The following is a 10,603-nucleotide window of genomic DNA, read 5'->3' as shown; positions in this document are numbered from 1 at the left end:
GCGGTGCATGGCGACGTTCAGGCGCTGATCCAGGCTGGGGTGATTGATCGCACCGACGATGGCATCGTCTTCCCCTATGATGCCGTCCATGTCGATTTCATGCTCAAAGCGGCATGATCGGGGCTGGCAGATTTTGCACCGTGCAAAATCCGCCACGCTTTCGGCGTCTATCGAAACAGCGGTGCGATGCGGGCGATTTCGATGACGAGCAGTTCAATCGCGACGATCCCGATCACCCATCGCTGTATCCGGATCAGGCGCCGCATCCTAGCGTTCACCGTCTGAATGCCGCCCGTGATGGCGCGGGCCAACCTCACCCCACCCCCGCGATATCCCGTGCCGATGCCGCGTCGGAGTGGGATCGCGCGGTTGCTTCGGCTTACCGCGCGTGCGTAGAGCCGCTCGCATGGTTCGAAACCTCAGAAAATTCCTCTTTCGCTATTTCGGTATCATCGGGCTGGTGATCGCGGCGGCGTGTTTCGCTGCACCATTCTTCTTCGCCAGCATGACGCCCGATGACGCCCGCACCCTGTGGTCGCTGGGCGGAACCGTGGGCGGGGTGAGCCTGGTGCTGATGATCGCTAGCTTCTTCGTGCGCGAACGCCGGCGCTGATCGCCATGACGCTGCCGATCGCCACGCTGGGCGCGCTCCTCGCCACTTCGGCCGCGTCGCAAAGCGTCGAGATCAAAAATCACGAACAGGTGGCGGAAAGCGATCTGTGCCATGTGCCCGGCAGGCCCGGCTATACCGGCATGGTCGAGCTTCGCCGCGACGATCGCACGCTGATGCGGCAGGTGGCATGCGTCGACGGGGAAAAGGACGGGCGCGACCGCCAGTTTCACCGCAACGGCACGCTCGCCATGGAACGCCACTGGAAAGCGGGTGCACTGAGCGGCCGCTATCGCAGCTGGTATCCCGACGGAACGCTCAAGGAAGCATGGACCTATGGCCCGCATGGGCTTGAGGGCGTTTATCGCGTCTATCATCCCAACGGACGCCCCGCGGCCATCGCCCATTGGCGCGACGGCAAGCGCGACGGCGACTATGCCGATTATGACAAGGCCGGGCACATGATCGAGCGCGGCCGGTATCGCGCGGGATATGCCGACGGCCCGGTGATCGAATATCTCCCCTCGGGAAAGGCGTTCAGCATCAAACGCTACGCCATGGGCAAACGGGTCGGCATACAGGCGCTGTGGAGCAAGACGAACGGACGGCTGCTGCGCCGTTTCGAATATTCGTCCGATGGCAAGTTCGTCGATGGCCGGGTGTGGAATGTCGACGGCACGCCCCGCCGCATCACCCGGCCGGTCACGATCCCCGGCTATGGCCGCGGGCTGAAGATGATCCGCTACGAAGGATGCCGGACCTATACCGTGCTTCAAAGCGGCACCGACGATCCGGCGCGATTGCCCGAAATCGGCTATTCGTTCACGCCGCATATCTACAAGCTGGAAACGGTGCGCAGCGGCGATGAAATCATCGAGCGGGTGGAGGCATATGACCATAAGCTGCTCGCCCCGGTGATCCGCAAGGACCGGCAATGCTGCGAGTGCCCGCAATAGCGCACGGAACGGTAGCGGCGGCGTGGGTGAAAACACGACGCTGCCTGCTCCGGCGTCAACCGGCGAGGCCGTCCTTCACGAAATGCAGCATCAATTCCGAGGCGAGCGCGGCGGGAACCCGCTCGGCGAGCAGCATATCGCTGAACGCGCTGTCTTCCCTGCCCATTGCCAAGCCCTCGATCGCCGCATTGTGGCGCGCGGACCGGTCCGCCTGCACCATTGCGCGCAATTCGTCATCGGTCAGCGGTGTGAAGTCCCTTTGGCGTATCCGTGCGCGATATGCTTCGACGCGGGGAAATTTCGTCATGACGACTGCCTTTCACACAACCGGGAATGACTTGGCGCGTCCGGGTGGGCCTGTTCCTCGACACTCTATATTCTCCGGCGATAGCGCCAGCCCAGCGCCATCGGTTAACAATCGCCGCCGCAAGGCTTATCCCGCCATCTGCCTCAAGCCGTAAAATAGGTGCAAACTCTCGACGTTCAATTAAACAAATCAGCGCTTGTCATCGCTCAGCACCGCTTCGGGATCGATCAGCGTTAGCGACGCGCCCTCGCCCGCTTCGCCTTCGCGGTACCAGCACCACAGCACCAGATTGGTGCCGGCGGGATCGAGTACGGAAGGGATCAGCGCGCCTTGCGCTCCCTCGGCGATCAGGCGTTCGGCAAGTCGCCAGCTTTCGGGCACCTCGCCGCGCAGCATCGCCTGATCGCGCCACAGGCCATGGGTGAGCGACGCGTCTTCGCCGCGAAGATCGGCGATCGCGTCCGCTTCGACGTCAAAGGCGACCAGCGTGCCGGGGCGTACCAGATTCTGATGCATTTCAACGATCGCGGTATGATGGCTTTGCGAAAGGTACAGCGCCGGCGTCCCGACCGGGTTCCAGCGACCGCCGGTCAGATGCGATCCGCTTTCGAACGGGCGATGCTGCCAGCGAACGCCCAGCATCCGCCAATATCGATCCGATAGCGGGGCAAGCGCATGGTTCATATCCGCGTCACGCCGCGATTACGCGTAAACGCCCTGCTCCATCGATTCCAACGTCCCCATCACGGCGTCGGCATGGCCTTGTTCGACCAGCTGTTCGGCGGTTTTTCCGAACCCCGCGATCGGCTGATGCCGGAACCAGATGATCGCGCGGCCTTCATCACCCGTCATTTCCGCCGCGCGTGTGATGATCCGCGCGATTTCGCCCAGTTTTGCCTGAACCGCCGGGCTTTCAGGGCGGGCGGTCATCGTGTTGCGGTTGAGATGTGCGAGCTTCGCCAGGCGCGAAACCGGCAGGCGGAGGCGATCGGCCATCCGCTTCGGCGCGATCAGGTCATGGTCGCGAATGTCATCGAGAAACGCAGCAAGCATGAGTGCACTCCTTGTGCATAATATGCACTCATATTTCGTGCATTGCAAGCAAGCACGCGGGGGCAGCAACGCTTCACGCGCGCAGGCGCATCGGATCCGGACCGCCGGCGCCCTCCTCCACCGCCGCCAATATCGCCCGGCCATAGGCGGTTTTCGCGAAGCGCTGTCCGGCCTCGCGCGCCTGCTCCGTGCTGATCCAGCCCTGATGAAAGGCGATTTCCTCAAGACAGGCGATCTGGATGCCTTGGCGGTGCTGGATGGTGCGGACGAACTCGCCCGCTTCGAGCAGGCTGTCATGCGTGCCGGTGTCGAGCCAGGCATAGCCGCGCCCCAGCGCTTCGACGCGCAGCAGCCCGGCATTCATGTACAAGCGGGCAAGATCGGTGATTTCCAGCTCGCCGCGCGCCGAAGGGCGAAGATGCGCGGCAAGGTCGCAGACATTGGCGTCGAAGAAATACAGCCCGGTCAGCGCATGGTTGCTGCGCGGCGCGACGGGCTTTTCCTCAATCGAAATCGCGCGCCCGCTCTCGTCGAATTCGATCACGCCATAGCGCATCGAATCTTCGACCCGGTAGGAGAATACGCTCGCCCCCTCGGTCCGCGCGGCGGCGCGGCGCAGCATGTCGGTCAGGCCGTTGCCGAAAAAGATATTGTCGCCCAGCGCCAGCGCGACCGGCTCTCCCGCAATCCAGTCGCGCCCGATCGTGAACGCCTGGGGCAACCCTTCGGGCCGCGGCTGCTCGGCATAGGCGATGGTAAGCCCCAGATGTGCACCCGTTCCGAACAACCGGCGATAGTGCGACAGATGATCGGGGCTCGAAATGATCAGGACATCGCGGATTCCCGCCAGCATCAGCGCAGAGAGCGGGTAATAGATCATCGGCTTGTCATAGACCGGCAGCAATTGCTTGTTCACCACCAACGTCGCCGGGTGAAGCCGCGTGCCGTTGCCGCCTGCCAGAATGATGCCCTTCATGCCGGCAGCGATAGCAGCGGATCGTGAACAAGCGGTTAGGCAAGCCCCCGGCGGCGATCCGCCCCCCGCTCCAGCAACGGACGCCACCAGGCTTCATTGTCGAGATACCAGCGCACCGTCTTTTCCAGCCCGGTTTCGAATACCTCGCGCGGGGTCCAGCCAAGTTCGCCCTGGATCCGGCGCGCATCGATGGCATAGCGCAGATCATGCCCCGGCCGGTCCTCGACAAAGGTGATCGCCCGCGCATGATCGCGTCCGTCGGCGCGCGGGTGCAGCCGGTCGAGGATCGCGCACAGGCCGCGCACCACATCGATATTGCGCCGCTGCGCCCCGCCGCCAACGGCATAGCGCCGCCCCGGCACGCCCGCTTCGAACACGCGCACCAGCGCGCGGACATGGTCCTCGACATATAACCAATCGCGCACATTCTCGCCGCCGCCATAAACCGGCAACAGTTCGCCTGCGAGCGCCTTTACGATCATCAGCGGGATCATCTTTTCGGGAAATTGGCAGGGGCCGTAATTGTTCGAACAATTGGTGATCAGCACCGGCAGGCCATAGCTGTGGTGCCAGGCCGAAACGAGATGGTCCGACCCTGCCTTCGACGCCGAATAGGGCGAGCGCGGATCGTACGGCGTGGTTTCGGTGAAATAGCCTTCCGGCCCCAGCGATCCGAACACCTCGTCCGTCGAAATGTGATGGAAGCGGAACGCCGCGTGCGCCCGCGCATCGAGCGTTCGCCAATAGTCAAGCGCCTCGGCCAGCATCGTATAGGTGCCGACCAGATTGGTCTGGATGAACGCACCGGGGCCGTCGAGCGAGCGGTCGACATGGCTTTCGGCGGCCAGATGCGTGATGACGTCGGGGCGGAAATCCTGCAACGCCGCGCGCACCGCCTCGCCATCGCAAATATTCGCGCGCACGAAGCGATAGCGCGGATTGTCGGCCACCGGCGCAAGCGATGTCAGCGTGCCGGCATAGGTCAGCGCATCGAGATTGCACACCTCATGCCCATGCGCGACGAGGTGGCGCACCAGCGCCGATCCGATAAACCCGGCCCCGCCGGTGACGAGAATGCGCATGTTTTGACCTTTCCCCGAAGAAATACTCCCCGCCTTGTCTTTATTCAAAGCGTGTAGACCATCGCCGATTTCCGCAGCGCTTTTGCTGAACGCCAGTTCGTTCGCGCATCATAAAATCCTTGCGCCCCTTGGGGAGCATTGCGGCGACGAAGTCGACGCTTCTGCGGAGTGTCGCTGGGCGATGAATTTTGATTGGTTCGTTTTGCTTTTCCGCTTGGAGAACGCGTTGGCCGGTATAGGCCAACCCAGCAATCAGCTTTTTAAATTAAACTGGAGGAGCGGTTCAGCCTCTTTTTGAGACTCGCACTCAGCAGCATCAATACTCGCGCCCAGCTTGGCGAGAAGCTTGCCGAGTTGCCCACCGACCAGCGCGCCCGCCCGCTCGGCAGCGGGCAGCGCGTCGAGCATCGCCTGCGCCTCGCCCGCCTGGCTCTCGCGCATCCAGCAATGATCGTCGGGAACCGGCGTGGGGCGCATCCAGCGCGGGAGATAGCCGAGCATTCGTTCGGCGAGCGTCGGGCGATAGGCGTTGGAGGTCTGGGCATAGCGCGGCCCCGCCCCCTCCCCTTCGACGCGGCGGAAACGGCGCTGGCGCACCAGCAGGCCCAGCGCTTCGAGCACCGGCAGGCAGCGCGCGACCGTGGCGCGGGCAAGGCCGGTCGCTTCCGACAGATGGTCATAGCTGGGATAGACGCGCCCGCGGTTGAGCCGGGCAAGCGTCAGCAATTCCTCATAAATGCGCACGGCGGCCGCGGTCAGCCGCGTCATCAGCGCTTCATAGCGGGTAAGGACGCGCGTTCCCGCCCGCGCCTCGCGCTTCAGCCGCCGCCCGGCGTCGAGCCCGCGCCGCGCGATGCGCAGCAACCGGTCGGTTTCGCCCTTGCCGGGCACCGCGAAAAACGCCTCTTCGAACGTCCCCGCCTCGATACTGTCGCGACGCACGGGCGCGCCGGTGCGATGCACCGCGCCCGATCGGCCGGGCTCGCGCACCCGGCCGAAACTTCCCATGGCGAGGATCGCCGCCTCGCTCATCGCATGCATCGTCATCGTTCCGCTCCCCTTGCTGCGGGGCCGGACCAGACAAAGGCTCTCCGTGGCGCGAAACGCGCATCCTTGAACCGGTGTAGGATTTGGTCTATCTGCGAAGGCGCAGTGCTTGCCTTTCAACGATGTTGGCGCATCGTTTTGCAGATATCGGATGCCCGGCCTTCGTGCCGGGTTTCCTTTATGTGATCACGGCCATTTCCCTTCCTCGAAACACACGGCGCCGCCTTGGCGCCCGATCGCCGACTGTCGCAGCTAAGCGAAGGCGACGAAACCGTTTACGGTTCGTGCTTTTGAGTAGGAAAGCGGGAAATGTTCGTGCTTTCGAATAGCAATTATCCGCGCCATTCGTGCTTTCGGATATCAGGTCGCAGCAAACTTCGTGCTTTCGGGTAGCAAATCGGCGCAAAAGTTCGTGCCTTCGGGTATCAAATACCCGCTCGATCCTCGTGCTTTCGGATAGGAAATACGAAACCGCGCGACTCATGCCAAAGCGCGGCGATGCGCAAGGTGTGCGCTTCGGCATCGCTCAGTCGAGACCGGCGTTTATACCAAGCTGCGTTGATCCGAACCCAGGGCAATATCGTCATTGCGAGCCCCGTAAGGGGCGCGGCAATCCAGATGCGCGCCATAAATCGAGGGTTGCGGGATCGCCGCGTCGCTGCGCTCCTCGCGATGACGCGGTAATCCGTGAGTTACGTTTGCCGAACTTTGGCTTCAGGCCGACAGGATGCGGCGCTCGGGCTTTCGGCACCGCCGGGTGATGACCACCCGGCACGGCGTCGCGCGCCGTCCGCGCCCGCGCGAGGGACGCGGTTCGGCATCGACCAGTTCGACCAGCTTCAGGTGATAATCGGGGATCGCATCGTCCTCCGCGATCTGCTTGAGCGCGTAGCGGAAATTGGCGAGCGGGTTCTGATAGCCGATCTGCAGCCGGAAGGTGGCTAGATCGATATCCAGCCCGCCTTCGTCGCAGGTCGATCGCGCGACCTCGTAGATCCGCCGTTCGATCGGGCCGAGCTGGAAATAGGTATTGGCGTAATCGAGCACCTTGCGATCGAGCAGGATCGCGCGGAACAGCCAGTCGCACAGCCGCACCTTGACCGCCTTCAGCCGCCGGTCACCCTTGCGGTTGCGCGCATAATGGAGCCGCGCCTCGGAAAGCCAGGAAAAGAAGCCCTCCTCACCCTCGCCGCCCGCTTCGATATTGGTCTTGATCTGCGTGCCCTGCAGCCGTTCGAGCGCTTCGGAAAGCCGCGAATAGGAGCGCGCCGAATGGTTCGATCCCGTCACCGAAAACAGGTCGTGCGCGGTGAAGGTGAAATCCTGCTCGACCGTCTCGCCCGCATCGAGCTTCGCCGCCATCAGGCTGGCGATATACAGCACGATTTCCTTGTCATAGATCGTCGCGACGCCGTTCGAACTGGGCCGCACCTCGATCATGACCTGACCGTTGTCATAGGTGAGCGGCTTCATCCATTTGTTCTTCGACAGCGCGAAGAAGGGAAAGGCGGCAAGCGAGCGTTCGCCGCGAACCTCACCATGCAGCGGGCTGTCGAGCAGCATCAGGCTGCCCTGAACCGCCGCGTCGTTCCTGCGCCGCTTGGCATGGATCGACCGGGTGCGCGCGGGGGCGTTCGGCATGATCGGTTATTTCCTACTCGAAAGCACGAAGTCGGTTCGAAGAAGGACAGCCTATCACCGCCGCGCGCGCCTGTCCCCGGCGGGAGTTCGTGCTTTCGGGTAGGAATTCGTTTCCCCGGGGAAACACGCATCACCGGCGACGCCAATCCTGCGCACTGTTTCCCCGGGGAAACGCATCGCTATTTCAACCCGCGCCCCTGGCGTTCGAGATCGTCGAGCGCATGACGCAGCGCGTCGGCGAGTTCGTGCCGGCCAGCACCCGAACCAGCGTGCAGGCGGATCGTCACGCCGGACCGACTGACCGATTGCACGCTCAGCGCCTTTTTGCCCTGCGGCGTGGTCCACACGAAATTGGCGGGGGCGGGCGGGGTTTCGCTCGGCGTATCGAGCAGGCGGCGGAGCACCTCGGACGCGGCGATTGCGCCTTCGCCCGCTTTGGCGCGCTTCGCCTGTTCCTTCGCGATCGCGCCCGCCTCCGCCGCGATCACTTTTGCCCTGGCCGGGTCGTCGAGCGCCTGGGCGAGGGGGTAGGCGGGCTTTAGCTGCACCTCGGACGGTGTAGCGAAGGCGGCGATCACGCGGTCGGGGATCGCCGCCACCCGGATCATCTTCGACAGCCAGCCCTTGGACAGTTTCAACCGCTCGGCCATGCGGGTCAGGTGGCCGTCATAATGGGTGGCGAGCGCCGCGGCATAGTTGCGCGCGCGTTCGAGGTCGGAGACATCCTTGCGCGCGCGATTTTCGATATCGGCGAGGCGGAACGCCGCTTCATCATCCAGATCGGCAACCTGGGCGAGCAGCTTCATGTCGGGATAGCTGTGGGCGCGCAGCCACGAAATCGCGAAATGCCGCCGCGTGCCCGCGATCACTTCATAATCATGCGCATCATCGCCGGTGACCCGGCGGACCACCACCGGCACCTTCTGCCCGCCCTCGGCGATGATCGAATCGATCAGTTCGCGGCTATTGGCTTCGCTAACGTCGCCATAGACGCGCGCATTGCCGTCCCATACCCGCACCCGGGCAGGGTCGAGCAGCAATTGCGTCACTTGCCGCACCTCGCCCGATGCGACCCGCGCCAGCGCGCTTTCGCGACCCAACAGCGTCGTGCCCCGCGCACGCGCCGCACGCGCTTCGGGCGGCGGTTCGGTGGGGGCAGGGGAGGGGGATGCGTCCGCCGCGTCGGCTTCATCGGCGAGCAGATCGGCCAGATAGTCCTTTTGCTTACGCGCCACGACGCGCCTCCCTTGCGTCGCGGGCACTGGCGCACCCGGTTACCGGTTCAGGCCGCTTCATTGACCACCGCCTCCTCGCTCGCCGGCGCGACCCGGCCCCATCCCCGGCGGATCAACTGTTCGACCTGGCCAAGCGCTTCGTCCATATTGGCGCGGCAGCGCTTATGCGTGCGCGTGGTGCCGATCGGGCGTTCGAGCTCGTACACCGTCATCATCCGCATCGCGGCATGGCTGATCTCCGCCGATTCCAGGATCGAAACCGGCAGCAGGGCAGAGCCAAAGGTCTGCTCCATGATCTGGCGCACCATCGCATGGCTGGGATCGTTGCCGTCGAATTTGGAACAGATCAGCCGGACGAAATCATAGCCGACCGCGATGCCCGCTTCACCGAGCTGGCGCAGCACCTGATCCATCATCGACAGGAACTGCACCGTCGAACAGAAATCGGGCGTTGTCGCGGCGAGCGGCACCAGCAGCGAATTGGCCGCCTGCATCACCGCCAGGCTGATCGTGCCAAGGGCAGGGGGCGGGTCGAGGATCACCATGTCATAGTCGCGCGCCAGATCGGCCAGCCCGGCACGCAGCTTGCGAAACCGCGCGGCCAGCACCGACCCGCCATCGGCGCCCGCCGCCGCCAGTTCATATTCAACGTCGAACAGTTCCAGGTTCGACGGGATCAAATCGACATTGGGCCAGGGGGTTCGCTTGACCGCATAGCCAAGATCGCTCTGCGTCGGGTCGATCGACAGATAGGGGTACAGCGTTTCTTCGCGCGTGACGTTGAAATGCGGGTTGAAGCCGAACAGCGTCGTCGTCGTCGCCTGACTGTCGCAATCGACGACGAGCACGCGATAGCCCTGCACTGCGAGATAATGGGCAAGATGCGTGGTCACGGTCGATTTGCCGACCCCGCCCTTGAAATTCTGCACCGCGATAATCGCCGGTTCGTCGGCATCGGCGCGGGCAGGGGAGGCGCCCAGCACGCCGCGCATACGCAGCAACTGTTCGACCGTATATCCCGCCCGACGGCCATTTTCGGACGCGGGCGGCGGCGGCAACCGGCCATCGTCCTCGGCCATGCGAATGCGGTTGGTCGAACAACCGAGCAACTGCGCCGCTTCTGCAATGCCGAACCGGACGTTCAGCCCCTTGCGGCTTTCGGGCAGAAACGCCTTGCGCCGAAGCCGCTCGATCATCTTCTCGCCCGCTTCAGCAAGATCGCCGATCCGGTCCATATCTGAATGCATTATTCACCCCAGCGCACCGATTGAAGCTTTGATGCGCAATAATTTGCACAAATCGTTCAATCGGGCAAGTTGGTGGTCATCAGGCTTGGCACCTACTGATTGGCAGGCCGTGACATTATTTAGGATTCGCAAGGAGTTCTAGGCGGCGTCCGCATTTAGCGAAGCCAGATCATGGCGCATGCGAGGTCGACAAAACCCATGAAAGCAGAGATTGTCTTCTCGCAGCGCAGAGCGATACGGCGGAAGCGCTTGAGCTTGTTGGAGAAACATTCGACCTGATGACGCTCTTTGTAGAGCCGCCAGTCGATGGGTGGTTTTGCAGTGCGGCTGAGATTGGGCTTGATGTGGGCGCTCGCACCAAGATCAGCGGCGATCAAAGCGCGTAGCGGACCGGCTCGATACCAGGTTTTCGCGATGGACGGGTTCCGACCGGGCACTCAGTATTAGCG

11 protein-coding genes and 1 pseudogene are annotated in these 10,603 nt (G+C 63.4%); 2 read left to right on the top strand and 10 right to left on the bottom strand.

The features are described 5' to 3' along the window. Nucleotides 1-406: 406 nt before the first annotated feature. Nucleotides 407-613 (top strand): hypothetical protein, encoded by a 207-nt coding sequence (locus tag KY084_RS05300; protein ID WP_219237344.1) that lies wholly within the window; start codon nucleotides 407-409, stop codon nucleotides 611-613. Between the two features lie 5 nt (nucleotides 614-618). Beyond that, complete coding sequence (locus KY084_RS05295; protein WP_219237343.1) at nucleotides 619-1,566, top strand: toxin-antitoxin system YwqK family antitoxin; 948 nt, start codon at nucleotides 619-621, stop codon at nucleotides 1,564-1,566. Nucleotides 1,567-1,621: 55 nt separating this feature from the next. Here the strand turns inward: KY084_RS05295 and KY084_RS05290 are convergent, their stop codons facing one another. The 10 genes and pseudogenes from KY084_RS05290 to KY084_RS16765 all read right to left on the bottom strand — a co-directional run. After that, entirely contained in the window at nucleotides 1,622-1,873 is a 252-nt protein-coding gene (locus KY084_RS05290; RefSeq protein WP_219237342.1) for a hypothetical protein, read from the bottom strand. 189 nt (nucleotides 1,874-2,062) lie between these two features. Then, nucleotides 2,063-2,557, bottom strand: coding sequence for an RES family NAD+ phosphorylase (locus KY084_RS05285; RefSeq protein WP_219237377.1), 495 nt, complete (start codon nucleotides 2,555-2,557; stop codon nucleotides 2,063-2,065). An 18-nt stretch (nucleotides 2,558-2,575) separates the two neighbouring features. After that, entirely contained in the window at nucleotides 2,576-2,926 is a 351-nt protein-coding gene (locus KY084_RS05280) for a hypothetical protein (protein ID WP_219237376.1), read from the bottom strand. Nucleotides 2,927-2,999: 73 nt separating this feature from the next. Then, nucleotides 3,000-3,902 carry a glucose-1-phosphate thymidylyltransferase RfbA gene (gene rfbA, locus KY084_RS05275; RefSeq protein ID WP_219237375.1) on the bottom strand — a complete coding sequence of 301 codons (903 nt, stop codon included), beginning with the start codon at nucleotides 3,900-3,902 and terminating at the stop codon, nucleotides 3,000-3,002. Between the two features lie 35 nt (nucleotides 3,903-3,937). After that, nucleotides 3,938-4,984, bottom strand: a complete 1,047-nt coding sequence (rfbB, locus tag KY084_RS05270) for a dTDP-glucose 4,6-dehydratase (RefSeq protein ID WP_219237374.1) — start codon at nucleotides 4,982-4,984, stop codon at nucleotides 3,938-3,940. 252 nt (nucleotides 4,985-5,236) lie between these two features. Continuing rightward, complete coding sequence (locus KY084_RS05265; protein WP_219237373.1) at nucleotides 5,237-6,031, bottom strand: helix-turn-helix domain-containing protein; 795 nt, start codon at nucleotides 6,029-6,031, stop codon at nucleotides 5,237-5,239. 714 nt (nucleotides 6,032-6,745) lie between these two features. Then, nucleotides 6,746-7,672 (bottom strand): replication initiator protein A, encoded by a 927-nt coding sequence (locus tag KY084_RS05260; protein WP_219237372.1) that lies wholly within the window; start codon nucleotides 7,670-7,672, stop codon nucleotides 6,746-6,748. Nucleotides 7,673-7,851: 179 nt separating this feature from the next. Then, nucleotides 7,852-8,907, bottom strand: coding sequence for a ParB/RepB/Spo0J family partition protein (locus KY084_RS05255; protein ID WP_219237371.1), 1,056 nt, complete (start codon nucleotides 8,905-8,907; stop codon nucleotides 7,852-7,854). Between the two features lie 47 nt (nucleotides 8,908-8,954). Continuing rightward, nucleotides 8,955-10,154, bottom strand: a complete 1,200-nt coding sequence (locus KY084_RS05250; protein ID WP_219237370.1) for an AAA family ATPase — start codon at nucleotides 10,152-10,154, stop codon at nucleotides 8,955-8,957. 155 nt (nucleotides 10,155-10,309) lie between these two features. After that, a pseudogene (locus KY084_RS16765) lies at nucleotides 10,310-10,570 on the bottom strand (IS5-like element IS711 family transposase); the annotation flags it as partial. Nucleotides 10,571-10,603 lie beyond the last annotated feature (33 nt).

This window comes from Stakelama flava (assembly GCF_019351405.1).
GTDB classification, from domain to species: Bacteria; Pseudomonadota; Alphaproteobacteria; order Sphingomonadales; family Sphingomonadaceae; genus Sphingomonas; species Sphingomonas flava_A.
Note: the sequence above shows the minus strand (reverse complement) of the source record. Positions and strands in the feature narration are given on the sequence as shown.

Coding starts and splice junctions, on each gene's coding strand:
- KY084_RS05265 (WP_219237373.1), bottom strand. CDS start 6,031: ATGACGATGCATGCGATGAGCGAGGCGGCGATCCTCGCCATGGGAAGT.
- KY084_RS05295 (WP_219237343.1), top strand. CDS start 619: ATGACGCTGCCGATCGCCACGCTGGGCGCGCTCCTCGCCACTTCGGCC.
- KY084_RS05300 (WP_219237344.1), top strand. CDS start 407: ATGGTTCGAAACCTCAGAAAATTCCTCTTTCGCTATTTCGGTATCATC.
- rfbA (WP_219237375.1), bottom strand. CDS start 3,902: ATGAAGGGCATCATTCTGGCAGGCGGCAACGGCACGCGGCTTCACCCG.
- KY084_RS05260 (WP_219237372.1), bottom strand. CDS start 7,672: ATGCCGAACGCCCCCGCGCGCACCCGGTCGATCCATGCCAAGCGGCGC.
- rfbB (WP_219237374.1), bottom strand. CDS start 4,984: ATGCGCATTCTCGTCACCGGCGGGGCCGGGTTTATCGGATCGGCGCTG.
- KY084_RS05250 (WP_219237370.1), bottom strand. CDS start 10,154: ATGCATTCAGATATGGACCGGATCGGCGATCTTGCTGAAGCGGGCGAG.
- KY084_RS05285 (WP_219237377.1), bottom strand. CDS start 2,557: ATGAACCATGCGCTTGCCCCGCTATCGGATCGATATTGGCGGATGCTG.
- KY084_RS05290 (WP_219237342.1), bottom strand. CDS start 1,873: ATGACGAAATTTCCCCGCGTCGAAGCATATCGCGCACGGATACGCCAA.
- KY084_RS05280 (WP_219237376.1), bottom strand. CDS start 2,926: ATGCTTGCTGCGTTTCTCGATGACATTCGCGACCATGACCTGATCGCG.